Source organism: Youngiibacter multivorans (assembly GCF_017873395.1).
In the GTDB taxonomy this organism is placed as follows: Bacteria; Bacillota; Clostridia; order Clostridiales; family Clostridiaceae; genus Youngiibacter; species Youngiibacter multivorans.
Map to the genome: position 1 here is coordinate 82,322 of NZ_JAGGKC010000007.1, position 23,613 is coordinate 105,934.

The 23,613-nt window shown below is 46.9% G+C and carries 24 protein-coding genes and 3 tRNA genes; 4 read left to right on the forward strand and 23 right to left on the reverse strand.

What is annotated here, in order from left to right:
- Nucleotides 1-2: 2 nt before the first annotated feature.
- Nucleotides 3-1,148 (reverse strand): pyridoxal-phosphate-dependent aminotransferase family protein, encoded by a 1,146-nt coding sequence (locus J2Z34_RS05705; RefSeq protein ID WP_209458908.1) that lies wholly within the window; start codon nucleotides 1,146-1,148, stop codon nucleotides 3-5.
- Nucleotides 1,149-1,368: 220 nt separating this feature from the next.
- Here J2Z34_RS05705 and J2Z34_RS05710 point away from each other — a divergent pair, with 220 nt between their 5' ends.
- Entirely contained in the window at nucleotides 1,369-1,671 is a 303-nt protein-coding gene (locus tag J2Z34_RS05710) for a DUF6506 family protein (protein ID WP_209458909.1), read from the forward strand.
- A gap of 87 nt (nucleotides 1,672-1,758) precedes the next feature.
- Here the strand turns inward: J2Z34_RS05710 and J2Z34_RS05715 are convergent, their stop codons facing one another.
- From J2Z34_RS05715 to spoVG, 20 genes are all read right to left on the reverse strand, one after another.
- Nucleotides 1,759-2,277 carry an NUDIX domain-containing protein gene (locus J2Z34_RS05715; RefSeq protein ID WP_209458910.1) on the reverse strand — a complete coding sequence of 173 codons (519 nt, stop codon included), beginning with the start codon at nucleotides 2,275-2,277 and terminating at the stop codon, nucleotides 1,759-1,761.
- A 175-nt stretch (nucleotides 2,278-2,452) separates the two neighbouring features.
- Nucleotides 2,453-2,528 (reverse strand) — tRNA-Met (locus J2Z34_RS05720).
- A 13-nt stretch (nucleotides 2,529-2,541) separates the two neighbouring features.
- Nucleotides 2,542-2,630 (reverse strand) — tRNA-Leu (locus J2Z34_RS05725).
- A 7-nt stretch (nucleotides 2,631-2,637) separates the two neighbouring features.
- Nucleotides 2,638-2,714: transfer RNA gene (locus tag J2Z34_RS05730), tRNA-Met, on the reverse strand.
- A gap of 168 nt (nucleotides 2,715-2,882) precedes the next feature.
- Nucleotides 2,883-3,311: a S1 domain-containing RNA-binding protein gene (locus tag J2Z34_RS05735; protein ID WP_209458911.1), complete on the reverse strand. Its 429-nt coding sequence runs from the start codon at nucleotides 3,309-3,311 to the stop codon at nucleotides 2,883-2,885.
- Nucleotides 3,312-3,363: 52 nt separating this feature from the next.
- Nucleotides 3,364-3,636 (reverse strand): FtsB family cell division protein, encoded by a 273-nt coding sequence (locus J2Z34_RS05740; RefSeq protein ID WP_209458912.1) that lies wholly within the window; start codon nucleotides 3,634-3,636, stop codon nucleotides 3,364-3,366.
- Nucleotides 3,637-3,682: 46 nt separating this feature from the next.
- Nucleotides 3,683-3,946, reverse strand: a complete 264-nt coding sequence (locus J2Z34_RS05745) for an RNA-binding S4 domain-containing protein (protein WP_209458913.1) — start codon at nucleotides 3,944-3,946, stop codon at nucleotides 3,683-3,685.
- 219 nt (nucleotides 3,947-4,165) lie between these two features.
- Nucleotides 4,166-4,477 (reverse strand): HU family DNA-binding protein, encoded by a 312-nt coding sequence (locus tag J2Z34_RS05750; RefSeq protein WP_023387692.1) that lies wholly within the window; start codon nucleotides 4,475-4,477, stop codon nucleotides 4,166-4,168.
- Between the two features lie 75 nt (nucleotides 4,478-4,552).
- Nucleotides 4,553-5,998, reverse strand: a complete 1,446-nt coding sequence (gene yabN, locus J2Z34_RS05755; RefSeq protein WP_209458914.1) for a bifunctional methyltransferase/pyrophosphohydrolase YabN — start codon at nucleotides 5,996-5,998, stop codon at nucleotides 4,553-4,555.
- A 66-nt stretch (nucleotides 5,999-6,064) separates the two neighbouring features.
- Complete coding sequence (locus J2Z34_RS05760) at nucleotides 6,065-6,433, reverse strand: YbaN family protein (RefSeq protein WP_209458915.1); 369 nt, start codon at nucleotides 6,431-6,433, stop codon at nucleotides 6,065-6,067.
- 94 nt (nucleotides 6,434-6,527) lie between these two features.
- The gene (locus J2Z34_RS05765) at nucleotides 6,528-7,541 is read right to left on the reverse strand and encodes a peptidyl-prolyl cis-trans isomerase (protein ID WP_209458916.1); all 1,014 of its coding nucleotides are present in this window, start codon (nucleotides 7,539-7,541) and stop codon (nucleotides 6,528-6,530) included.
- A gap of 103 nt (nucleotides 7,542-7,644) precedes the next feature.
- On the reverse strand, nucleotides 7,645-11,169 hold the full coding sequence (gene mfd, locus J2Z34_RS05770; RefSeq protein WP_209458917.1) for a transcription-repair coupling factor: 3,525 nt from the start codon (nucleotides 11,167-11,169) through the stop codon (nucleotides 7,645-7,647).
- Nucleotides 11,166-11,744 carry an aminoacyl-tRNA hydrolase gene (gene pth, locus J2Z34_RS05775; RefSeq protein ID WP_209458918.1) on the reverse strand — a complete coding sequence of 193 codons (579 nt, stop codon included), beginning with the start codon at nucleotides 11,742-11,744 and terminating at the stop codon, nucleotides 11,166-11,168. Before pth ends, mfd begins: the two co-directional genes overlap by 4 nt.
- A 17-nt stretch (nucleotides 11,745-11,761) precedes the next feature.
- The gene (locus tag J2Z34_RS05780) at nucleotides 11,762-12,214 is read right to left on the reverse strand and encodes an S-ribosylhomocysteine lyase (protein ID WP_209458919.1); all 453 of its coding nucleotides are present in this window, start codon (nucleotides 12,212-12,214) and stop codon (nucleotides 11,762-11,764) included.
- Between the two features lie 81 nt (nucleotides 12,215-12,295).
- On the reverse strand, nucleotides 12,296-13,504 hold the full coding sequence (locus tag J2Z34_RS05785; protein ID WP_209458920.1) for a S1C family serine protease: 1,209 nt from the start codon (nucleotides 13,502-13,504) through the stop codon (nucleotides 12,296-12,298).
- A gap of 9 nt (nucleotides 13,505-13,513) precedes the next feature.
- Nucleotides 13,514-14,923, reverse strand: a complete 1,410-nt coding sequence (locus J2Z34_RS05790; protein ID WP_209458921.1) for a sensor histidine kinase — start codon at nucleotides 14,921-14,923, stop codon at nucleotides 13,514-13,516.
- 14 nt (nucleotides 14,924-14,937) lie between these two features.
- Nucleotides 14,938-15,624: a response regulator transcription factor gene (locus J2Z34_RS05795; RefSeq protein ID WP_209458922.1), complete on the reverse strand. Its 687-nt coding sequence runs from the start codon at nucleotides 15,622-15,624 to the stop codon at nucleotides 14,938-14,940.
- Between the two features lie 204 nt (nucleotides 15,625-15,828).
- Entirely contained in the window at nucleotides 15,829-16,788 is a 960-nt protein-coding gene (locus J2Z34_RS05800; protein ID WP_209458923.1) for a ribose-phosphate diphosphokinase, read from the reverse strand.
- Nucleotides 16,785-18,176 carry a bifunctional UDP-N-acetylglucosamine diphosphorylase/glucosamine-1-phosphate N-acetyltransferase GlmU gene (glmU, locus tag J2Z34_RS05805; RefSeq protein WP_209458924.1) on the reverse strand — a complete coding sequence of 464 codons (1,392 nt, stop codon included), beginning with the start codon at nucleotides 18,174-18,176 and terminating at the stop codon, nucleotides 16,785-16,787. The genes J2Z34_RS05800 and glmU overlap by 4 nt, the downstream gene beginning before the upstream one ends.
- A 199-nt stretch (nucleotides 18,177-18,375) precedes the next feature.
- Nucleotides 18,376-18,672 carry a septation regulator SpoVG gene (gene spoVG / locus J2Z34_RS05810; protein ID WP_209458925.1) on the reverse strand — a complete coding sequence of 99 codons (297 nt, stop codon included), beginning with the start codon at nucleotides 18,670-18,672 and terminating at the stop codon, nucleotides 18,376-18,378.
- A 230-nt stretch (nucleotides 18,673-18,902) separates the two neighbouring features.
- On the opposite strand from spoVG, the gene J2Z34_RS05815 reads away from it, so the two are divergent.
- The 3 genes from J2Z34_RS05815 to J2Z34_RS05825 are packed head-to-tail and all read left to right on the forward strand — an operon-like array spanning nucleotide 18,903 to nucleotide 21,847.
- Nucleotides 18,903-20,333, forward strand: coding sequence for an NAD-dependent epimerase/dehydratase family protein (locus J2Z34_RS05815; RefSeq protein WP_209458926.1), 1,431 nt, complete (start codon nucleotides 18,903-18,905; stop codon nucleotides 20,331-20,333).
- An 11-nt stretch (nucleotides 20,334-20,344) separates the two neighbouring features.
- Entirely contained in the window at nucleotides 20,345-21,166 is an 822-nt protein-coding gene (locus J2Z34_RS05820) for a Cof-type HAD-IIB family hydrolase (protein WP_209458927.1), read from the forward strand.
- Between the two features lie 24 nt (nucleotides 21,167-21,190).
- Nucleotides 21,191-21,847, forward strand: coding sequence for a hypothetical protein (locus J2Z34_RS05825; protein ID WP_209458928.1), 657 nt, complete (start codon nucleotides 21,191-21,193; stop codon nucleotides 21,845-21,847).
- Nucleotides 21,848-21,890: 43 nt separating this feature from the next.
- On the opposite strand, the gene purR is transcribed toward J2Z34_RS05825, so the two are convergent.
- Nucleotides 21,891-22,703, reverse strand: a complete 813-nt coding sequence (gene purR / locus J2Z34_RS05830; protein WP_209458929.1) for a pur operon repressor — start codon at nucleotides 22,701-22,703, stop codon at nucleotides 21,891-21,893.
- A 164-nt stretch (nucleotides 22,704-22,867) separates the two neighbouring features.
- Nucleotides 22,868-23,539: a ribose-5-phosphate isomerase RpiA gene (rpiA, locus tag J2Z34_RS05835; protein WP_209458930.1), complete on the reverse strand. Its 672-nt coding sequence runs from the start codon at nucleotides 23,537-23,539 to the stop codon at nucleotides 22,868-22,870.
- Nucleotides 23,540-23,613 lie beyond the last annotated feature (74 nt).

Consider the following 23,613-nt stretch of genomic DNA (forward strand, 5'->3'; position numbering starts at 1 on the left):
CACTATTCCATCATTTCCTTCATGAACACGCCTACGCCTTTTCCAAGTTCAGTATGCTTACCTAGTCTGTACAACGTCCTCTCAATTGCAGCTATAGCTGAAACAGAGTCATGCATGTCTATGTTCCCCATGTGACCCAGCCTGAACATCCTGCCCGCATAAGCACCAAGACCACCCGCTACAAACACACCTTCTTCGGAAAGTGTATTCCTGAATTCGAGGTCGTCCACTCCTTCAGGGTAAATGAGATTCGACAAAGTCACAGCCCTGAAGCCTTCTTCAGCGAGGATCCTGAATCCAAGGGATTCCATTGCAGCCTGGGTAGCCTTTGCCACCTTCCTGTGCCTGTCCTGCCTCTCCTTCAGACCTTCCTCGTTTATGATTCTCACAGCGTCCTTCAGAGCCCATATGAGGTTCACTGCGGGAGTCGCGAAATACTTTGCCGGATTTTCCATTATCGGCAGCCACTTTTCAAAGTCAATGTAGAATTCAGGTATTGTTCCAAGCTGCTTCCGTCTTTCAAGCGCCTTTTTCCCTGCCCATACTATTGCCAGTCCCGGGCTTACACCAAAAGCCTTCTGTGAGCCTGTAAGGAGCACGTCTATACCCATCCCGACCATATCTTCAGGCTCTGCAGCCGATGCACAAACACCATCAACAATATAGATCGTATCCGGATACTTCCGAATGACCTCCCCTATCTCAGCTACAGGAGCACATACTCCGGTAGCAGTGTCCACATGTGTCACTGTTATCGCAGCATAGTTCTTCTCTGAAAGCTTCCTGTCGATTTCCTCTACCGGGACTGCCTTTCCCCATTCGCTGGCAAGCACATCAACATTAAGCCCCTTTCTCTGGCAAAGGTCAATAAACCTGTCTCCGAAGAAGCCATGGGATACCAGGAGTATGTTGTCACCCCTTTTAGTCACATTCGCAACTGCCATTTCCATGGCCATTGTTCCGGTCCCAGCAACCACAAATACTTCTCCATCAGTATTCATCATAACCTTTAGGTCTTCGATAAGCCCCTTGAAGTCTTTGACGAACAATGGGTCTCCGAATGCTGTTGTCTCCCTTCCCATTTCATTCTGAGTCGACCTTGCCACTGGTGTCGGTCCTGGAATCATGACAAGCTTCCTGTTCTTCAACTGAAATACCCCCCATATTTATATTTTGACCGGTATTGTCATTATCTGCATGACAATACTAATCTATGTTACATCCCTCTAATTATATCACTAAATGTAAACCATATCATTATTTGAATCTGTCCTGACGAATGCTGAAATAGTATTGAAATTAGTCTGGAATTCAATGATTCACAGTACTATAATTGGCTTGAGAATACATATGAAAGGTGGTAATTTCATGGCGCTTAATGCAGCATTCATTTTCCTTGCACCTGGAGCAGATCCGGCTGCCCATCGCTCTGTTGTTGTTACACCTGCAGTCACTCTTACTGTTGTTGGCGTGCCAGACTACAAGGAAGCAGAAGCTGTCGCAAAGTCACTCGTAGATGAAGGCAATGTGGCAATCGAGCTTTGCGGAGGCTTCGGAATCGAAGGCACTGCCGCTGTCAAGAAGGCAGTTCAAGGTAAAGCTGTAATTGGAGTTGTTCGCTTCGACAACCATCCCGGCCTCGAATTCAAGAGCGGAGATGACATATTCTAAGATATTAAGCCTCAGAGAATAACATGATTTCTTGAAATGAAAAAGCGGCCAAACAGCCGCTTTTCGTATTTCAATTACTGACTTTTATTAGTTGATCTCAAACCGCTCTATCTTTCCTTCACTATCTATGGAAATAGAACCGGCAAAGCTCGATCTGTCGCCTAGGACAAGCGGAGTTATCTTGAGATAATATTCGCTGATCCCCTCTTTATGGAAGCTCTCATTGATATCACACCACTCAAGGTCTCCTTCACTTCCAGACTTCAGGTCACCAGAAAAGTCATCAGTCTTGAAGTAGAATGTTATTACCTCAAAATCCCTTCCTGCCATATGATTATGAACTACACCCCTGAACTCAAGGTGCCTTACATCCAGGTTCGTCTCCTCGGCGACCTCTCGCCTGCATGCAGCAATCAGGTCTTCTCCAGCTTCCTTCTTTCCTCCCACAACAGTATATTCATTGTAGGAAGGCGGATTCCCTCTTCTTATGAGAAGAATCTTTCCGTCCTTGACTATATAGCAGAAGACTACCGCCACAACGTTAGCATACCGCTTCATCACTCTGTCCCATCTTTCTTCAGGTTCTTTCACTATTTCGCTACCCATATCTTCTCCTTAAATCCATAATCTTAATTTTACTTTCACACCAAATCGATTATTTGTAAATACAAATATGAATCTAATCTTTGATTTCCTGAATGCAAAACATTTAATTTGAGATTTCCGGATATTCTTAAACATAAAAAGAAAACAGCCCAACATCGTTAGACTGCTCTCCAAATGGTAGCGGGGGAAGGACTCGAACCTACGACCTTCGGGTTATGAGCCCGACGAGCTACCAACTGCTCCACCCCGCGATATTAACTTGTTTGGTGCTGAAGACCGGGATTGAACCGGTACGGTGTTTCACCACCGCAGGATTTTAAGTCCTGTGCGTCTGCCAGTTTCGCCACTCCAGCACGCTATTGGTAGCGGAAATAGGACTTGAACCTACGACCCTTCGGGTATGAACCGAATGCTCTAGCCAGCTGAGCTATTCCGCCACATTTGTGCTGCCACCTTCTGGCGACAAAATTAATTATACCTAAGATACCCTATACTGTCAACACATTATTAACATTATTTTCAAGAAGTATTTTAGGCCATTTTCACACCGTTTACATTTCTTGTTCCAGAAAAGAAAAGACCCGGTGATACACCGGGTATGATTGCTAGTTACCTCTTCTGCTCTTGGTGCGGACTTCCTGATGCTTCTTGAAATCCGACATCTTTTCTTCACTTTCCTTCATGAACTTCGACATTATGTCTTCGAAGCTTGAAGGTGCAGGGGCTTTCTTCCTGTCCTGTCTGTCAGAGTGATGCCAATCGACTTCAGTCGGTCTAGTGCTCCTCTTTGCCGGAGCTGCTACTGTATTGGCCTGCTTTATGGACAAGCTAATCTTACCGTTGTTGTCTACGCTGAGTACCTTCACTTTTACCTTGTCGCCATCCTTCAGAAAGTCCTTGATATCCTTGACATAGCTGTCAGCTACTTCTGAAATGTGCACAAGTCCAGTCTTTCCCATCAAATCAATGAAGGCTCCGAAGCTTGTGATGTTAACAACAGTTCCCTCTACAATGTTTCCTACCTCTAAGGTCATGCTTTAAAGTATCCTCCTTAAAATTGTGTGTATGTTATTCATGATAACCTAATTAATTCGAAGAATCAATGACTGGAATTTCTCCTGGCTTCAGGAGTCCAAGTCTTGTTCTTGCATTCTTGATGATGAACTCGTCAGTCTTTGTCATCTCAAGATTGTTCGTGAGGATTCCATTTTCTTCTTTTGCTTTCGCCAGCTCCTGCTGCTGCAGGATAATGTCGGCCTTAATCCTTTGCATGGCCAGCTGCTGGTTGTATACCGTTGTGCCTATGACCACTATGAAGAGAACGATAAATGCCCTCTTGATCAGATTGCCAAACTTCATAACCACCTCCGCGGGACCAGTCCCGGAAAAAGAATACAAACAGATCCTATTCCTCGGTGTCCTCTTCGCCTTCCACTATCTCATACATGGAAGAAGCATCTTCCTTTCGGACATGCTCCACAACCTTCAAAATCCTTGCCAGTATCTTCCTGGATGCGAAGGAAATCTCGATGATGTCGCCTTCCTTTATGTCAGTGCCTGCCTTTGCCACCTTGTCGTTGATCTTGACCCTTCCACCATCACAGGCTTCCTTGGCCACAGTTCTTCTCTTGATGATCCTTGATACCTTCAAATACTTGTCCAGTCTCAATCCTATACCTCCGGGGCTATTTCCTTTGACGCTCTAAGCCAGCTGTCCAATGCCTCGTTTACTCCATTATAGATAGTTTGGCGTACAAAGTGAAGGAAAATTTGTTAAATGTTCTAACTTAGACCACGTTTTTTATATTTTTACAAAATTCGCGCAAAATAACTCATATTTGAAAGATGAAAATGCACGCCCCTTAAGGGGCGTGCATCCTATGGAATGTTATTTCTCAGCTTTCTTTCTGCCCCTCTTCTTAGGCTGTACATTTACCTTAGTCTTAAGGTCCTTGCCTGCCTTGAATGATGGTGCCTTTGATGCAGGAATCTTTATCTCTTCTTTGGTCCTTGGGTTTCTTCCGACTCTTGCTTTTCTTTCCCTTACTTCAAAGGTTCCGAAGCCAACGAGCTGTACCTTTTCGCCTTTTTCAAGGCTTGCTGATACTGCTGTGATAAAAGCTTTGAGAGCAGCCTCCGAATCCTTCTTGGTGAGCTTGCTTTCCTCAGCGATAGCCGCGATTAATTCCGCCTTGTTCACAATTGATTCCTCCTTATTGATTAAAAATTGAAACTATTATTGTTATTCTACACAATTGGCTCAAACCCTTCTTTTTTAACGGTTTTTTTCAAATATTTTTGCTTTTTCCCAATAACGGTCCAATTCTTCGAGCCCAAGACCCTTGAAAGTGACTCCATCAGCGGATATGAGTTCTTCCATTTTGGTGATTCTTGATATGAATCGGTCGGTTGTATTATTAAGAGATATCTCCGGATCGGCATCAATGAACCTTGAAAGGTTGACTACCGCAAAAAGCAGGTCTCCAAGCTCCTTCTTTGCATCGTTTCCGTTGCCTTCATCGAGTGCTTCCCTAACCTCGAGTATCTCCTCACTTATCTTGGCAAACACCGGCTCTATGTCATCCCAGTCGAATCCATACTTCCTGGCCTTTCTCTGGACCTTTTCAGCCCTCAGGAGCGACGGGTAGTGCCTTGATACGCTGCTTACCGCATCGATAATGGATCCTTCATTCTTTTCCTTCTTCTTCAGTTCGTCCCACTGCACAAGGACTTCATCCGATGTCATGTCCTTGTCCTTCTCAAACACATGGGGATGCCTGTAGATCATCTTTTCAGATCCAAGCCTTATGACTTCATGGATATTGAATTCACCGGCCTGCCTCCCGATGACGCTGTGAAGCAGCACCTGCAGGAGTACATCACCGAGCTCTTCAGCCATCAGGTCCGGATCATCAAGATCAATTGCCTCCAGAGTCTCGTAAGCCTCCTCGATCAGGTACCTTTTCAGGCTATCATGTGTCTGCTCCTTGTCCCATGGGCAGCCATCCTCACCTCTCAGCCTCTCAACGATCCTAAGGTAGCTGTAGAAGTCATAAGCCGAGTTATTCTTCGGAACATATATTGAGGTCAGGTGGTCAATGTCCTTCTGCCTGTCTAGTTCATAGAGCATGATTTTCCTGATGGACTCATCAGCTGTCCCTGCAGACCTAATGAACACTATTTCTGCCTCATCATCCATATACTGGGAAAGTGCTAGCTTCACTCTGCCAGCCACATACTGCGAATAAACCTGGGTGATCACCGTACCCTTGGAGAAGTCAGGATGCTCGTTCTCGATTTCAAGTGCATCGATTATCCTGAGGCCAGCAATGGGGTCAATGCCAAGGGCTTCAGTCACAGCATCCACGAAACTGACAGCAGGATGGATCCTGTAGCTGATTCCGTTCTGCTTCGCTGCCTCCATAATGAGCTGGACCGATTTTTCAGCAACCAAAGGATGTCCCGGCACAGCGTATACGACATCCCCCTTTACAGCTTCCGTGACGATGAATTCCGCTATCGACGAGTAAACCTCCTCGAAGCTGTTAAGAGTCTCATAGAACCTGTCAAGGCTCTCAAAGTCTATGCCTTCACTCTCAAGGAAACCAACAGTCGGATGTTCCCTGGTCCTTAGGAACAGCGGACCTTCCTTAAGCAGCTTGAGTGTACCAATCGTAAGTGATTCGTAATTTCCTGGCCCAAGGCCTGCCAAATGTATCAATATAAGCACCTCGCTAATTCTTCTTACTTCAAATATACCTCAAGAAACCAGTGACATCCACAATACTTATGAAGATGGCCTTGATCCAACGTAGGTTCCGACAGATACTGCAACTGCAAGGAGAATAAGCCTGACAAAAGTGCTGCCTGTGAAAAAGATAATTGTCGAACCGATTCCCAGACTCATGAGAACAATTGCGACCACCTTGGTCTTTACACTGATCGTACCATTTTCACTGTAATCCCTGATTGCCGGGCCGAATTTCCTGTGGCTCAAGAGTCTCGTATAAGCCTTTTCAGAGCTCCTCATCCAGCAGGCCGCTGAAAGGAGCAGAAAAGGTGTAGTTGGAATTATCGGGAGAAAAACCCCTGCCAATCCAAGTGCGAACGAGAGTGACCCCACTCCCATAAGCATGTATCTTATAAATATATTCAAACGAACGTCCTCCATTGAAATTGATTCTCAATAAGATATTTTACCATAAAAATACAGGCCGTACCATAAGGTTTCGGCCTGTATCATCAATTAGCTATATTATCTTGTCTTCGTAGGTAGTGACCTTGAGCTCAGTCTTCCATGAGGTCATCTGCTCTTCATACTTGGTCTGTTTCTTCTCGCCAAGAAGCTCATCAGTGACATCATCCTTTATTTCATCAAATGCCGGTGTTATGTCCTCTGCCTGAACGTCCTTGACAGTTATGATATGGTAGCCTGCAGTTGACTGTACGACTCCGGAAATCTCGCCTTCCTTGAGCGGCTTCACCTTGTCCATGAAGTCAGCAAGAAGCTCGTCAGTGTCATAAGCAAAGGATCCTAACTCACCGCCATCCTCAGCAGTGGAATCCTGTCCATATTCAAGTGCAATGTCAGCGAACTTGGCACCTGCATCAAGCTTGGCCTTTGCTTCATCAGCCTTGGCCTTAGCTGCAGCATCGGTACCGAAATATATGTGGTATATGGTTGCTCCGGCCTTCTCCACGTAAGCTGCCTTGTTCTCCTCGTAATAAGCCTTTGCCTCTTCCTCGGTAGCAGTCACGTCCTTGACTATCTCGTCATATACGAGACCCCTAAGCACTTCTTCAGTGACAAACGTCTTGTAGGACTCTTCAGTATAGCCCATTGATTTGAGGCTTTCAACGTACTTGGCGTCATCGCCGTAGATTGTCTTGATTGACTCTATTCTCTCATCAGCAGATTTTGTGACAGCCTCTGATGTAAGAGACAGTCCGTAGTCCGCTGCCTTGAGGTTGAGAATCTCCATCTCCACAAGTGAAGTCAGAAGATCCTTCTTGAGGTCTGCTACAACCTTCTTGCCCTCGTCTGAAGCTACAGCTTCCTCGCCATACTGGCTGACAAGCGTGTCAATGTAAGACTTGGCTTCAGTATCCAGGTCCTTCTGCGTGATATTGACGCTCCCAACTTTTGCAAGGACAGTCCCATCAATGGACTCCTGCGTCCTTTCCACCATACCGCATGCCGAAAGGCCAACGGTGGCAATTGCTGCAATGGCAGCTGCCATAAGTACTTTCTTTACTCTCTTCACTTGTTCTACCTCGCTCCTGATATTAAATCATAATTTCATTCGAATGATATGGGGACTACCTGTCCCGCTTCAACAAGTGTAGTATCGCATGCTAAAAATTAGCTTAAGTACGGTTTGAAGCCAGAAGGTCGGTCATGAATGCCGTAAGAGCTGCAACCATCTGATCCTTGTGCTTTTCGGTTATCTTGTAGGATATTGCCGGCGCATCCCTCCTGAATTCGATCCTTCTTCCGTAAGTCTTAAGGAGCTTGTCAATTACAGCTTTCGTCATCTTGTCAGGCGATGCGAATGTGATCAGGGCATAGGTCCCGTGGTCCTTGATCTCAAGTACACCAAGCTTCTTCGCAAATGCCTTGAGAAGTGCGATGTCCATTAGGTTGTATAGTGAATCAGGAATGTCAGAGAACCTGTCGATGAGCTCCTCCTTGACCTCATCGTATTCCTCCCTGCTTTCGATTGAAGCGATCTTCTTGTACACTTCAATCTTGTGCATCTCATCCTCGATGTATTCCGTAGGTATGTAAGCATCTATCTTGATATCGATGACCGTGTTGATCTCAGCCTCATCAATTTCGCCTTTAAGCATCCTCACAGCCTCATCCAGCATCTTGACGTACAGGTCGTATCCGACAACTGACATCTGTCCATGCTGGGCTTTGCCCATTAGGTTACCTGCACCCCTTATCTCTAGGTCACGCATCGCTATCTTGAATCCGCTTCCAAGCTCAGTGAAGTCCTTAAGGGCTCTCAGCCTCTTTTCAGCAACCTCCGTAAGCACCTTGTCCTTCTTGTAGGTAAGGTATGCATATGCAATCCTGTTCGTCCTTCCTACCCTTCCCCTAAGCTGGTACAGCTGTGAAAGGCCCAGCTTGTCTGCGTTGTTGACGATTATAGTGTTGACGTTCTGTATGTCCATGCCCGTTTCAATTATTGTCGTGCAAAGAAGCACATCAGTATAGCCGTCCATGAAGTTCATCATGGCGTTCTCAAGCTCCCTCTCTGACATCTGCCCATGCCCAATGTCTATGGTGACCTCAGGTATGAGCCTCTGAAGGTACGCATGCAGCACATTGATGTCCTCAACCCTGTTGTGGACAAAGTATACCTGGCCTCCTCTGGATTTTTCTCTGAGGATTGCATCCCTTACCAGCTGCTCGTTGAATTCCACCACATAGGTCTGTATCGGATACCTTTCCTCCGGAGGAGTCTCGATTACCGAGATGTCCCTGATTCCAGTCATTGACATGTGCAGTGTTCTCGGAATAGGTGTCGCTGACAGAGTGAGCACATCAACGCTCCTCTTCATCTGCTTCAGCTTTTCCTTGTGGGTGACTCCGAACCTCTGCTCCTCGTCAACCACAAGCAGTCCCAGGTCCTTGAACCTTATGTCCTTGGATATGAGCCTGTGGGTACCTATCAGGATGTCTACGTTTCCTTCCTTGAGGCTCCTTAAGGTGTCAGACTGCTGCTTTGGTGACCTGAACCTCGATATCATGTCGACCTTAACAGGGAACCCCTGGAACCTTCTCCTGAAATTCCCATAGTGCTGCTCTGCAAGTATGGTGGTAGGAACCAGGAAAGCCACCTGCTTCCCGTCCATCACCGCCTTGAAGGCCGCTCTCATGGCAACCTCCGTCTTGCCGTAGCCGACATCGCCGCAAAGCAGCCTGTCCATTGGCTTGTCCTTCTCCATATCAGCCTTTATCTCTTCAACCGACGTCAGCTGGTCATCAGTTTCAGTGTACGGGAACTCATCCTCAAACTGGTTCTGCCACTCGGTATCCTTGCTGAATGCGAAGCCCTTTACCTTCTCCCTCTCGGCATAAAGCTTTATAAGGTCTTCGGCTATCTCATCTACAGACGTCTTTACCTTTGCCTTGGCCTTAGCCCATTCAGAGCCTCCCAGCTTGCTTACCTTAGGCTCCTTGCCCTCTGAGCCAACATACTTCTGTATCATGTCGAGCTGCTCTACCGGTATGAACAGCTTGTCGTTCTTGTCATAGGAGATGTCCAGGTAATCCCTTATCAGGCCGCCGCTCTCAAGCTGCCTGATTCCGTGGAATACTCCTATTCCATGATTTGCGTGGACTACATAGTCCCCGGATTTCAGCTCAGTAAAGGACTGGATCTTTGCAAGGCCCTTTCCCTTTTTTGGCTTTTTTGCAGATTTTCTCTTCGCTTCTCCGAAAACTTCCTTGTCAGATATGAGCGACAGCTTGATGTCAGGGAATTCGAAGCCCCTTAGCTGGTTTCCGAAAGTAACAGTAACTGTCGAAGGCACAAGCTTTGAAATCTGGTCCTTGTATGATGATTCAAGGCCTCTGTCCCTTAACGTCTCGACAAGCCTCTCACCTCTTGACCTTGAGCCTGCGAGGATAACTGTCGCATAGCCTCTCTTCTTCCTCTCCCTGATGTCTTCGATAAGCATGTCAAGCTGACCCTGGTAGTTGTATATGGTCACCTCATTGAACGAAACCAGACTTCTTGGAGGAAGGAATTTTTCTGTTTTCTGGAACTGGTTCAAGGTCACAACAGGCCTTTCCTTCAGCTCCGATATCAGTATTTCCTTTTCCATGAGAAGCTTTCCCTGAGATGGAAGTATTTCTCCCCTTTCCAGGAACGCTTCATAGTTCTCCCTGAACTCAAGGTATGTCGAATCAAGCTTCCCGAGAGAATTGGATGTGTCGTCAACTACTATGGTATCGCTGCCTATGAAATCGAACAGAGTCGACGGATTATCGTAGAAAAACGGCAGATAGGAATCTATGGTCTCGAAGTACATGCCTTCCTTCAGATGTTCCAGGTTCGCGCCTACATTCATCTTCAGCTTTTCAAGGCTCTCCTTCTGGTACTCTTTCCTTTTGCTCTTGGTCTCGATGATTCCCTTCAGCTCGGCTTCAATCCTTCTGGCTCCATTTTCCATGGTCGCCTGTCCGATTATCATTTCCTTTGCCGGGAAAATCTCTATTGAGTCGACATGCTCTATGCTTCTCTGCGTCTCGGGATTGAAGGTCCTTATGGAATCAATCTCATCCCCGAAAAGCTCTATCCTGTAGGGCATTGACCCCATGGGAACGAAGATGTCGAGGATGCCGCCCCTCTGGGCGAACTCTCCACGTCCTTCAACCATCTCAACTCTCTGGTACCCGGACTCCGTAAGCCTTCTGGCTATTGCCTTGAGGTCTGCCGTCTCACCCTTCCTTAACTTGAAGGTGTACGTCCTGAAGAAGCCTGCCGGTGTATAGAACTGGCTCAGTGCATCAATGGTTGTCACCACTATCTTCCGGCCACCCTCAAGGAGCCGTTTCATGACCTTCAGCCTCTCCCACCTGAGGTCTCCGGATATTGCGTCAATGTTGTAGAAAACCGCTTCCTTAGAAGGGAAGTAATACACGTCATTCTCATAAAGAAGAAGGTCCTCGTAAAGGTTCTTGGCATCCATGTCCTTCGAGGCAAACACGAAAAGGCCGTGTTCTGATTTTCTGAACACAGCTGACAAGAGGAAGGCCTTTGCTGATTCTGACACTCCGTATACACCTACGGGATGCTTCCTCGCCTCCATATTGCCGACAAGCTCCCTGAAGCCCTTGTCGGATTCTATGGCATCTAAAATTCCATTAAGTCTCATGATGACACCTGCTCGGCCCTGAAGCTGTTATATTCCGATATCGCAGAATCAATTCCAGTCCTCACCATGGCAATTACAGCATCCTTAGCGGCAGTAAGTGTCCTGTCCATGACTTCCCTTTCCTCCGGTTGGAACCTTCCGAGCACGTGCCTTACCAGATCCCTCTGCGGACCGCCTATGCCTATCTTTACTCTTGGAAAGAGGTCTGTCCCGAGGTGCGCTGTAACGGATTTGATGCCGTTGTGGCCTCCCGGGCTTCCCTTCTTCCTTATTCTCAGCCTCCCTACTTCGAGGCTTATATCGTCGTAGACAAGTATTATGTTCTCAGGAGGTATCTTGTAGAAGGCTGCCGCTTCACCAACACTTTCACCCGAAAGGTTCATGTAGGTGGATGGCTTCAGGAGTAGCACCTTCTCAGTTCCGATCCTTCCTTCACCGAAATAGCCTCTGAACCTTGTCCTGTCAAGGCTTGCCCCGATATCGGACGCAAGCATGTCGAGACAGTCGAAGCCAACATTGTGCCTTGTGTGCATGTAGTCAGGCCCTGGATTTCCAAGTCCTACGATAAGATACAAAATTCACCACCATCCAATCAAACGTAGAAGCCGCTGCGCAGTCCCTTTTCGAGGACTTCCTTAGCATAGCTCTTTGCAAGCTCAAGAGAATGGTCCCTGTAGTTTCCGCACGAAAGCTCGTTTGCGGCAGGTATCTCATCAGTCTCGATGACCATTTTCAGAGCATATTCAAGTGCATCAGCAACAGAATCCTCAGTGAGGTCACCCCAGGCTACCATGTAGAAGCCGGTCCTGCAGCCCATAGGGGAAATGTCTATGATGTCCTCCATCTTTTCCCTCATGTACCCTGCAAGAAGATGCTCCATAGTATGTATTCCCGATGTCTCCATTACACCCTGATTTGGCTGTATGAACCTCAGGTCAAACTTTGATACTGTGTCTCCGTTCTTGCCGAGAAACAATCCGCACTTCCTGACGAAAGGAGCCTTAACCTTAGTGTGGTCCATCTGGAAGCTCTCTACCTTTACCATCTATATCATTCTCCTTTTACAATTCCTGTGTCATTACATTGTAATGCAAAAAGGGGCCTGATATAAAGCCCCTTTGAAAAATCATCTTACCCTGGTTCCGTAAAGAGTAGCTTCTATGGTCTGCTCTTCCGACACTCTCATTATCTTCAGAGTAACTGTCTCTCCTACCTTCTTGGTCTTAAGGTAGTCATCTATCGTAGTATCCGATGTCATTGCGATCCCGTCTATTGACAGTATGATGTCAGTAGGTCTCAGACCAGCCCTGTCCGCCGTGCTTTCAGGCTCGATCCTTCTGATGTAGTAGCCTGTCTGCCCTTCAAGGTCTTCGGTTACTATGTTTCCTGTGATACCCATGTATGGCTCAATGGCCTGCCCGGTGTTTATGATGCTGCGCACCACGCTCCTGGCCTCATTTATCGTTATAGCTGCTCCGAACCCTCCGTTGAAGTCCTCCGAAAGGTCAAGGCTATTTACTCCAATGACATCGCCCTGCATGCTCACCAGCACTCCTCCGTTTGTCGCCCTGTTGACACTGGCATCCGTCTCGAAGGCGTACACCTTCACTTCCCTGTTGTCCTCTGTGACTGTAGATATCAGCTTGTTTACAGTACTTATTATTCCGAAGGTTACAGTGCCCTTTTCAGAATCACCGAAAGCGTTGCCTATTGCAAGAACCGCCTGCCCAACCTTCACAGAGCTTGAGTCTCCAAATTTCGGAGGTTCCACTTCAAGTCCCTCGACCATAATTACCGCTGTATCCGTGGACTTGTCCTTACCGACAATAGTAGCCTCGAGTACAATATCCTTGTCTTTTGCAGTCTTAACATATATGGGACCGGCATACCCGTCGATAACTGAATACGGGACCAGTATGTGGCCGCTTCCGTTCATTACAACTCCGGTGAGGACCCCGTCATAGCTTCCAGTGCCAAATGCAAGCGGATCCCTTGATACTCCGACAAGTGAACCTGCAACCCTTGCATATATGTCCCTGATGATCTGCCTGTCATAGAAGTCGCGTGTGAAGTTCTCTATGTTCATCCTGATAACCTGAAGTATGTTGCCTTCTGTGTCCAATCTCAATGCGTTCTCATAAATCCGTCTCGCAACTATGGTCGACGTAATGAGTGAGGTCATGACTATTACCGCCAGGAGAGCTGAGATTCCGGCAAGCCTCTGAAGGAACCTTGCCTTCTTGTCCTGCCTGAACCTTATCTCACCGGAGCGGTTCTCGTCCCTTAATTCTTCATTATTCTGACTGGTTTCCCTATCCTTATCAAACTCTCCCATTTCGTCTCCTTAGGTCTTGCTCAGCGTGAAGGTGAATGCAACGCCCTTAGGCCTGTTCTCCACCCAAATGTCTTCGCCGAACTGTGTGATTATGTTCCTGACGATGGGAAGCCCCAGACCCGTTGAAACCTTGTTGGTCCTTGACTTGTCAGCCTTGTAGAATCTGTCCCATATATACTTGATGTCGCTGTCCGATATACTCTGACCGTCGTTGTATACGGTAGTATGTACCTTCTTTCCCTTGGTTTTGGTGTAGATCTCCACATGTCCGTTGTCAGGCGCATGCTTCATTGAATTGTCGAGGAGGTTCGTAACTACCTGTATCAGCCTGTCCCTGTCCCCTGCCACATAAAGATGATCGCCTTCTAGGGTGACATTGACCTTGAGCCCCTTGTCGTTTATCTTGGTTTCAGCTCTTATTATGCAAAGCCTTATTATCTCGTTCAAGTCAACCTCAGTCATCCTGAAGGAGAACCTTCCGGATTCCATCGCTGAAAGGTCAAGAAGGTCGTTGACCAGCCTCGTCAGCCTCTGTGTCTCATCATAGACTATCGTAAGGTAATAGTTCTCCTTGTCCTTTGGTATAATCCCGTCAAGTATTCCTGCTATGAAGCCCTTCATCGATGTGATCGGGGACCTCAGCTCATGGGAAATATTTGACAGGAAGTCGCGCCTGTTCTTGTCAGTCTGCTCAAGCGACTCCGCCATGATGTTGAAGGATTTTGCGAGTTGCCCTATCTCGTCGTCAGAGGTGACGTTAACCCTCTGGGAGACCTCTCCCTTTGAGATTTTTGCAGCTATGGTGTTCAGGTCAGTCAGAGGCTTGAACAGCATCTTCTGTACAAAGTAGTATATTCCAAGCAGCGTCATGAAGAAGGCAAGCGCCGCAAGCCCCCAGATTATGACAAGCACGCTTGAAAGAGGCTCCCGGACCGCATCATCTGCGATGTAGGTCACGAGACTCCCCACGTATGCATCCTGGTTGAATACAGGCTTAATGAATACAAGGGATGTCTCCTTGGTTACAGGATTCACCTCTCCGTTTATCTCAAGCTCCGAGCCAGCTATCAGCCTGCCCTTGTCAGGCAGCCTGAACTTTGAGTAGATAAGGCTGTCGTAGCTTGCATCCGAAACATAGTAGATATAGTCTGATGCATCGATAAGGAGAAAGTCCCAGTCTTCACCCTCCGAGACCCTTCTTATGTTCTCATCCAGGACTATGTCGTCTATGTCCTTGTCGAGATAGTCGGTGACGTACTCCGCGATATATCCCGATGTTATTTCAGCCCTCTCGGTTACCTGTGCGCGCAGATGTCCCTGGAACCAGATCGACAGTGCCGCAGATATCAAAATATAGCTAACGGCGACGACGATGGCGAGAGTCGCCACCAGCTTCGTCACCAGACTGCTGTTCTTCATAATTCCACCAAATCCTATTTGACTTCGAACTTGTATCCTACTCCCCAGACAGTCTCAAGCTGCCAGTTCGGTCCGCCGTGGAGCTTCTCCCTTAATCTCTTGATGTGTACATCCACAGTCCTCGAGTCTCCGGGATAGTCATAGCCCCAAACCTCACAGAGCAGCTGCTCCCTTGTGAATACCCTGTTCTTGTTGGATGCCAGGTGATAAAGCAGCTCGAACTCCTTCGGAGGCATCTTTATGTCCTGGTTCTTGTAGGTTACGTTGTATGAATTGACGTCGATGTTGAGCTCAGGGAAGTTCAGGACTTCCTTGCCGCCTCCGTCAGTGTTGAATCTCCTCATGACAGCCTTGACCCTCGCAACAACTTCCTTGGGTTCAAAAGGCTTTACCATGTAGTCGTCTGCTCCGAGCTCAAGTCCGAGCACCTTGTCAAAGGTGTCTCCCTTTGCAGTGAGCATGATTACAGGAGTGTCGTAGTCTCTCCTTATCCACTTGAGGACATCTATTCCATCTATGTATGGAAGCATGATATCCAGAAGCACCAGGTCAGGCTTGTATTCCAGGAAGGTCTCCTGGGCTGACTTTCCGTCTCCGCATACCCTGGTGTCATAGCCTGAGCTCTGCAGATACATCTTGAGCACTTCGCTGATATTCTCGTCGTCATCCACTACCAGTATCTTTCCTATCTTTCCTTCCATGATTTAATCCCCTTTTCCACATCCAGGCCTCATAAATTATGGCGACCTGTTCATGTTTAATAAATATTCTTAACATAATCATATATTCTTTATGTAGAAAAATCATAAAAGTTACAAATAATTAATGAGTACGGGGTCAATTGTTAACAAATTATAATCATTTTAAAATAGCGGCAGGTGTTTACCTGCCGCTAAAAGTATTGATCAATCGAAAAGCTTGCTTAATGGAACATCATCCTTGATCCTCTTTATGGCCTCACCGAAGAGAGGTGCCACTGAAAGATATGTGAATTTCTCCATATCCGTCCTGTCAGGCCTTGCTATTGTATCAAGACACACCAGCTCCTCTATTGCAGAGCTGTTGATCCTTTCAATTGCAGGTCCTGAAAATACGCCGTGGGTGCAGGCCGCGTATATTGTCTTCGCACCAAGGTCCTTCAGCGCGTTTGCAGCGTTGGTTATGGTCCCTGCAGTGTCTATCATGTCGTCGACAAGAATGCAAACCTTGTCCCTTACATCTCCTATTATGTTCATGATCTCAGATACGTTGGCCTTAGGTCTCCTCTTGTCGATGATGGCCATCGGCGCATGGATCCTTTCAGCCAGCTTCCTTGACCTGGTTACTGAACCAAGGTCAGGGGAAACGACGACTATGTCTTCATTCTCCATGAAGCCCTTCTTTATGAAGTAATCAGCGATTATTGGCATTCCAAGCAGATGGTCGAGAGGAATGTTGAAATATCCCTGTATCTGAGCAGCATGCAGGTCCATTGTAAGGACCCTGTCAGCTCCGGCTGTTGTCAGGATATCCGCTACAAGCTTTGCAGTGATAGGATCCCTTGATCTGGCCTTCCTGTCCTGCCTTGCATATCCATAATATGGAATAACGGCATTGATCCTGCCTGCTGAAGCTCTCTTGAAGGCATCGATCATGATGAGCAGCTCCATGAGGTTGTTGTTTACAGGATTGTTAGTCGACTGGATTATGAATACATCGCAGCCTCTTACGGTCTCGTTTGTCTCGACGAATATCTCGCCATCGGAAAATGTGCCTACCTTGCAGTCCCCCAGCTTCATTCCGAGTATTCCGGCTATGGATTTCGCCAGTTCCGGATGTGAATTCCCTGCAAATATCTTCATGTTGTTATAGTGGCTCTTGTTCATTTGACAATGTCCTCCCCTTTCACAGCTTCTTCGTTCCTTCTTGTGACCCAACCTTCCTTTACTACCTGCTTCGCTCTCGCAATGGCAAGGCTGTCTTTAGGCACTTCATCAGTTATCGTTGAGCCAGCAGCGATATATGCTCCTTCGTTTACAGTGACAGGAGATATGAGGTTTGTGTTGCAGCCAATGAATGCATTGTCCTTAACAACCGTCTTCCACTTCTTCTTGCCATCGTAATTGACTATTACAGTTCCGCATCCGAAATTGACATTCCTGCCAACCTCAGCGTCTCCTATATATGTGAGATGGGATATCTTGGTACCATCTCCGATGACCGATTTCTTGATTTCGACAAAGTCGCCCACCTTGACATGCTCACCGATCTCAGAATCAGGTCTTATGTATGCGAAAGGTCCAACTGAAGTATGGCTTCCGACCTTCGATTCCAGGATCACTGAAGATGTTACTGCAACATCATCACCGATTTCAGAATCTACGATCCTCGAATTCTGGTAAAGGATGCAGTCTTCCCCGATGAAGGTCTTTCCTTCCAGCGATACTCCGGGATGAACAACAGTGTCCATGCCTATGGCAACATCAGCTCCTATGTAAGTCGATCTCCAGTCTATGAAGGTGACTCCGTTGTCCATGTGGAACCTTGCTATCCTTTCCCTCATGATCTCCTCGGCCTCGGCAAGCTGCGCCCTGGAATTGACTCCTCTTGTCTCGTCAAATTCAGTGATGCTGGCTCCTACCTTTTTGCCCTTGCCCTTAAGAATCCCTATGACATCGGTCAGGTAATATTCTCCCTGGGCGTTGTCATTCTTAAGTTCCTTAAGGCTTTCAAGAAGCTCCTTTATGTCAAACATGTACATTCCCGCATTGACCTCAAGAGTCTTAAGCTCTTCATCGCTGCAGTCCTTATGCTCGACGATCCTCAGCACCTCGTCGCCGTCCCTTATTACCCTTCCATAGCCAGCAGGGTTGTCGATTACCGATGTCAGGAGCGTAGCGCTTGAAGCATTGGCCTCATGCCTCGAATACATGGCCTCCACTGTCTCTCTTCTTATGAGTGGTGCATCTCCAGTGAAAATGGCTACTGTTCCATCCTTGCCCTCAAGGTATTCCCTTGCGCAAATCACTGCGTGTCCCGTTCCCATTGGGTTTTCCTGTACTGAAAATGAAACTCCCCTTGAGGAGGTTCCTGCAATCACCTGTTCCCTGGCCTTACCTACAATCACGTTGACATCCTCGAAGCCTGCGCTTCTCATCACGTCAATCACGTGGTTTACCATCTCCTTGCCGCATACCTTGTGAAGGACCTTCGAGACTTTCGACTTCATTCTTTTTCCTTCACCGGCCGCAAGGATCAATGCGTATTTTCCCATACTTTCACCTCTGTTGTATAATAGGGTTTTATTTTTTCTACTGCGCCCTTTTTGCAGCTTGTTTCACCTATTCCATTATAGATTAGGAGACCCTTCATTTCAACTTAAGTGCTGTTAGGATTTTGCTTTGTTTCACATAGTTTCTTTGCAAGAGAAAATTGTGGCCTGACATAAATCAGGCCACAATTTGCATTTTAATTTAAACCTCTGCTGCTACAAGCACTTCAACTTCCGGCTCTTCGTTCCTGACCTTCTCGTATTCACCGAGAATTGAGTCCTGGAGCCTTTCCCTTGTAAGTGTGTTTATTGGATGTGCAATATCCTTGAATTCTCCATCCGGTGTCTTTCTTGAAGGCATCGCTATAAAAAGTCCGTTTTGCCCTTCAATGACCTTGATATCGTGAACAACGAACTCATTGTCGAATGTCACCGATACAATAGCTTTCATCTTGCCCTCTGCAGCTATTTTTCTAATCCTTACGTCTGTAATGTTCATGTCGTACCTCCTTAGTTTGCGGCCTACCTTAATACCCTTTTATTTGTAAAATTCTGAATTCAAGGCCTTTGTAACTACATTATAGTATGTAAAAGATTACATTTTCAATAGATTTCTTTTCAGGATGACGAATTATTGGTAAACGGATGATATTGCTGTGATTAATATCAAATTTGCAAAAAAAATATTACAATGATTATAGTAAAAGTGAAATCGGGTGAATAATGCTTATGAGAAATGTATTCATAACTGGCGCCACCGGAAACATGGGGTGGCCGCTCATAAAGAGGCTTGTTGGCAGACAGGACATAAGGCTTATTGTTCTCGCATCTCCGAAGGACAGGAGAATCGAGACCCTTCAGGAGATGTCGAGGAAAGGTCAGCTTTCCATAGTCTGTGCTGATGTTTGTGACAGAGATGCCCTTTGTGAACCTGTGAGGGAAGCAGACATCATAATCCACATGGCGGCTGTTGTTTCACCTGCAGCTGACAAGCTGCCTGAGCTTGCCATGGAGGTCAATCTGAATGGTACAAAGAATATCCTTTCAGCCATTAAGGACCAGGGCAGAGAGGCTTCAGTGAAGCTTGTATTCATAGGCTCTGTTGCTGAAACAGGTGACAGGCGCCCGCCGCTCCACTGGGGAAGGGTCGGGGATCCGGTTAAGCCAGCCATGTTCGACACCTATGCGCTCTCCAAGCTAAGGGCTGAAAGGGAAGTCGCCGAATCAGGCCTTGAATTCTGGGTATCGCTCAGGCAGACCGGAATCATGCACAAGGGACTGCTTTCGGTCAGGGACGGAATAATATTCCATCAGCCCCTCAACAACTGCATGGAGTGGATTTCTGACGAGGACAGTGCGAACATGCTTGAACATATCATAGATTATGACCTTCCGAAGGAATTCTGGAAACATATCTACAACGTGGGCGGCGGTGAAACATGCAGGCTTACATACTACGAGTTCATGGAAATGCTCTACCGAAGCATCGGAATCAGGGATATAATAAAGGTCATGGAGCCTTCCTGGTTTGCACTTGGCAACTTCCATGGGCAGTATTACCTTGATTCGGATATCCTTGAAGGATTCCTTCATTTCAGGAGCGAAAGTGCAAAAGACTTCGCTAAAAGGGTCCGAAGGAAGCTGCCGATAGGAATCAAGCTATCCGGAATGTTCGGGCCTTCACCTGTAAAAAGGGGCATGTCTTCCATCTCCTCAAACAAAGGCGGAAGCCTTCAGTGGATGAGGAAGAAGGATGGAGCAAAGATCGATGCATTCTACGGTTCGATGGGTTCCCTGCAGCTTATACCCGGCTGGGAAACATGGATCCCGGTCAGAAGCACCAGGGAGTCTGAAAAGATAATCCTTTCTCATGGATATGATGAGGGGAAGGGTCTTGAAGGAATTGATTTCAATGACCTGAAGGAAATCGCAGATTTCAGGGGCGGAAGGCTGCTCTCGGAAGGCTATGACGGAGACCTCTGGAGGAAACTCAACTGGGAATGCCCACTTGGGCACAGGTTCGAAGCAAGTCCTGGCCTAATAGCCCACGGCGGTCATTTCTGTCCGGTTTGTGATGGCAACTGGGAGGAGTACGACAGTATCTCAGCCTCCAGCCCATTTTTCAGACAGGTTTACGAACCGCTTAAACTAAACAAATGATTGGAGATAATATGGATAAATACAAGCTTATTTGCCTTGATGTTGACGGAACCCTGTACGACAGCCACAAGAGGATACCGAAGGAAAACATAGAAGCCATAAGGGAAGCTGCCGCCAAGGGGATAAAAATCGCAATCACTACAGGCAGGATGTATAACTACGGCAACCTTTACGGGTCAAAGCTTGGTGTTGACACCCTGACCGTTGCGTCAAACGGCGCTTTTGTCAAATACGGTGAAGAGATTCTCATACACGAAACCATCGATGACGGGGATCTACTATACTTGACAGAACTCCTTGGAAGGCTTGACCTGTTCACTCACTACAACGAATGGAATGCCCTCATCTGCGACAGACCTGTCGGAGACGGCAACGGTTATATTGATGCCAATCTTCATCTTCCTCCAGAGAGTAGGATTGAAATCATAGAGACTGATGACCTCCTGAGGACCTTCAAAGAGAGGGACTCAAGGATAGTAAAGTCCATCTCCCTTGAGAGGGAGCATCCGGAAAAGCTACTGAAGCTGCGGAGAGCCCTTGAAGGCCACCCTAACCTGGAAGCCGTGTCATCCACATGGTTCGGTCTGGAGGTCATAAAGGCTGGGGTCAGCAAAGCTAAAGGAATAGACGCCCTGATTGGCCGGCTTGGAATCACTAAGGACGAGGTCATAGCAATCGGAGACGGTGAAAATGACCTTTCCATGATAGGCTATGCAGGCATGGGAGTGGCTATGGGGAACGCCATACCTGAGCTTAAGGCAATTGCAAAAATGATAACCGACACAAATGACAATGCAGGAGTCGCGAAGGCGATACGGGAGCTATGCCTCTAAAAAAACAGGGAAAGAGGAATGATGATGTTAAATGAACTATTAAAGAAGGACAAGAAGTCAGCCGGCACCATAAAGCTAGCTGCATCGCTGCTGCTTCTGTCCGGCATACTCACAAGGAACTACATGCTTGCATACATCTCAATACCGATATTCGCCCTTGGACTGTATAAGGGTACGATCCCAAAGGATGCTCCATCAGAAAAGGCCGGTCCGGCTGTTCCACAGGAACTGACCGCTTCAGCAGCTCCTGAAACAAGGTCAGTTGTATTCGATGCTGAATCCGATGAGTTCGATGATGATGGAAAAAGCTTTCAGGATATAATATCAGAATTTGCGCGTGATAGGATCCATCCCGGTTCAAGGTTTGAAGGGCTTTCAGATGAGGAGATCATCAGGCTCAGGATGGGAGTCTTTGAGACAGAACTCACCGGTCTTGGAGAAATCAAGCTTATTTCGGATGGCACATTGGTCAGAGTCATCCATGATGAGATGGGACATATCGGCAATGTGCCTCCGTCCAAATCAGCTGACGTGCTTTCGGTGCTTGATGGTGACAACAAATACAAGGTAATCTGGCAGGTTTATGGCGGAAGGTACAAGGGGTATGACCCTGAGTCGGGCTCCGTGGTTTCAAGGGATGCCGCATATACCGTGCATGTTGAGCTTATAGAATTTCTGTAAAATAAAACTGCTATTTCAGAACAACTTCTGAAATAGCAGTTTTTTATATCGTAGTTGAAGGCTTCATCCTTATCGCACCCTTTTCGTCGATTCCGAAATAATCGACTATGGATACATAAGGCTGGGTCATTGTCTTCTTAACTTCCTTGTTGTCTACAAGTACTCCAATGCCTATAAGCTCAGAATCAAATTCCCTGAGAAGGTCCTCGATGCCGTTTACCGTTCCGCCAGCCCTCAGGAAGTCGTCTATGAACAGACATCTTGATGAAGTCTTGAGGGTCCTCTTTGAAAGACCCATTGTGGAAAGACGTCCTGTGGTGCCTGAAACGTAGTTTATAGTTACAGATGTACCCTCAGTGACTTTGGAGTTCTTTCTTGCGACTATGAGAGGTACTCCCATATATCTTGCAACCTCATATGCCAGAGGCACGCCCTTTGTCTCGACAGTTATGATGTAGTCCGGCTTCAGCTTTATGAAGTGTCCGGCCAGCATTGCGCCAGCTTTTGAAACCACTTCCGGATCAAGCATTATGTCGGTCACATAGAGGAAATTCCCTGGAACGACTCTGGACTTGTCGGAAAGTGTGGAGCATATGTACTCCTTGAACTTTTCCTTCTCCTTCTCGCTCACCTTCACTATGTACCTGACGCCGCCCGTTGCACCGGCTATCGTCTCTATCCTGCCCATATCAAGCTTTTCGAGGATCTCCCTTACAACCAGTATGTCCTCGCTGATGGTGGACTTAGCCGCATTAAGGATATCTGAAAAATAATTAAGGCTCATTATCTTGTTTGGATTTTCGGTCAGGATCTTGGTTATGATGCTGACTCTGCTGTTTCTGGAATATTTATCCATAAGTTCGCCTCCATTTCCTCAAAATATATCTTATAATACAATCGAATGTTTCGCAATGTTTTTTAAAAAATCATTCGTAAAATTCAGAAAATAGGGGTAAAGTAAACGCTTTGATATAATCAGCATTCGTGGAAATTTTCCTGACCTTATCCTCTAAGCCGGCATTATTTAACGCTTTCAAGCACTTCGGCCCCATCCTCGCTGCCAACTACCACTGTGTCAGCCATGGCGATGAATAGTCCTGTCTCGATTACGCCCGGCATAAGCTTGAGTTGCCTGTGCAATCCTTCAGGATCATCAATGAAGCCTGTCTTCAGGTCAATGATGTAGTTCTTTTCATCAGTAAGGAACGGGCAATTTCCAGCCATCCTTAGCCTTGGTGAAAATCCCATGGCACGAAGCTTCCTCATCAGCTGAACATGTGAGAACGGAACAATCTCGACCGGAAGAGGAAAAGCTCCGAGCCTGTCGACCAGCTTGCTTCTGTCAACTACCCATATGACCCTCCTGGATATGTCAGCTACAAGCTTTTCATAAAGCAGGGCTCCGCCTCCGCCCTTGATGCCGCAAAATGACCTGTCCACCTCATCAGCACCGTCTATGGTTATGTCGATCTCTTCAACCTCAGACATGGGTACAAGGGTAAGATTCAGGCTCTCTGCCAGATTTGTCGTCGCTTCGGATGTCGATACGCACCTTAGCTTCAATCCTTCCTTCGCCATTTCTCCAAGCTTCAGTATAGTATGGTATACGGTTGACCCAGTTCCAAGGCCTACGGTCATTCCGTCTGTCACAAACCCGGCTGCCCGAATTCCTGCCTGCCTTTTTCCTTCCATTGCAGACCACTCCTCTTTAAGGTCCTTGAGTGTCAAAATGTTTCTTTTTAGACCTCTTTGTATTATCATACTAA

Bases quoted from the DNA above. Each gene is read 5' to 3' on its own strand.
- J2Z34_RS05710 (WP_209458909.1), top strand. From the start codon at position 1,369: ATGGCGCTTAATGCAGCATTCATTTTCCTTGCACCTGGAGCAGATCCG.
- J2Z34_RS05715 (WP_209458910.1), bottom strand. From the start codon at position 2,277: ATGGGTAGCGAAATAGTGAAAGAACCTGAAGAAAGATGGGACAGAGTG.
- J2Z34_RS05735 (WP_209458911.1), bottom strand. From the start codon at position 3,311: ATGACCTTAGAGGTAGGAAACATTGTAGAGGGAACTGTTGTTAACATC.
- J2Z34_RS05740 (WP_209458912.1), bottom strand. From the start codon at position 3,636: ATGAAGTTTGGCAATCTGATCAAGAGGGCATTTATCGTTCTCTTCATA.
- mfd (WP_209458917.1), bottom strand. From the start codon at position 11,169: ATGAGACTTAATGGAATTTTAGATGCCATAGAATCCGACAAGGGCTTC.
- J2Z34_RS05780 (WP_209458919.1), bottom strand. From the start codon at position 12,214: ATGGTAAAGGTAGAGAGCTTCCAGATGGACCACACTAAGGTTAAGGCT.
- J2Z34_RS05785 (WP_209458920.1), bottom strand. From the start codon at position 13,504: ATGGGAGAGTTTGATAAGGATAGGGAAACCAGTCAGAATAATGAAGAA.
- J2Z34_RS05790 (WP_209458921.1), bottom strand. From the start codon at position 14,923: ATGAAGAACAGCAGTCTGGTGACGAAGCTGGTGGCGACTCTCGCCATC.
- J2Z34_RS05795 (WP_209458922.1), bottom strand. From the start codon at position 15,624: ATGGAAGGAAAGATAGGAAAGATACTGGTAGTGGATGACGACGAGAAT.
- J2Z34_RS05800 (WP_209458923.1), bottom strand. From the start codon at position 16,788: ATGAACAAGAGCCACTATAACAACATGAAGATATTTGCAGGGAATTCA.
- glmU (WP_209458924.1), bottom strand. From the start codon at position 18,176: ATGGGAAAATACGCATTGATCCTTGCGGCCGGTGAAGGAAAAAGAATG.
- spoVG (WP_209458925.1), bottom strand. From the start codon at position 18,672: ATGAACATTACAGACGTAAGGATTAGAAAAATAGCTGCAGAGGGCAAG.
- J2Z34_RS05815 (WP_209458926.1), top strand. From the start codon at position 18,903: ATGAGAAATGTATTCATAACTGGCGCCACCGGAAACATGGGGTGGCCG.
- J2Z34_RS05820 (WP_209458927.1), top strand. From the start codon at position 20,345: ATGGATAAATACAAGCTTATTTGCCTTGATGTTGACGGAACCCTGTAC.
- J2Z34_RS05825 (WP_209458928.1), top strand. From the start codon at position 21,191: ATGTTAAATGAACTATTAAAGAAGGACAAGAAGTCAGCCGGCACCATA.
- purR (WP_209458929.1), bottom strand. From the start codon at position 22,703: ATGGATAAATATTCCAGAAACAGCAGAGTCAGCATCATAACCAAGATC.
- rpiA (WP_209458930.1), bottom strand. From the start codon at position 23,539: ATGGAAGGAAAAAGGCAGGCAGGAATTCGGGCAGCCGGGTTTGTGACA.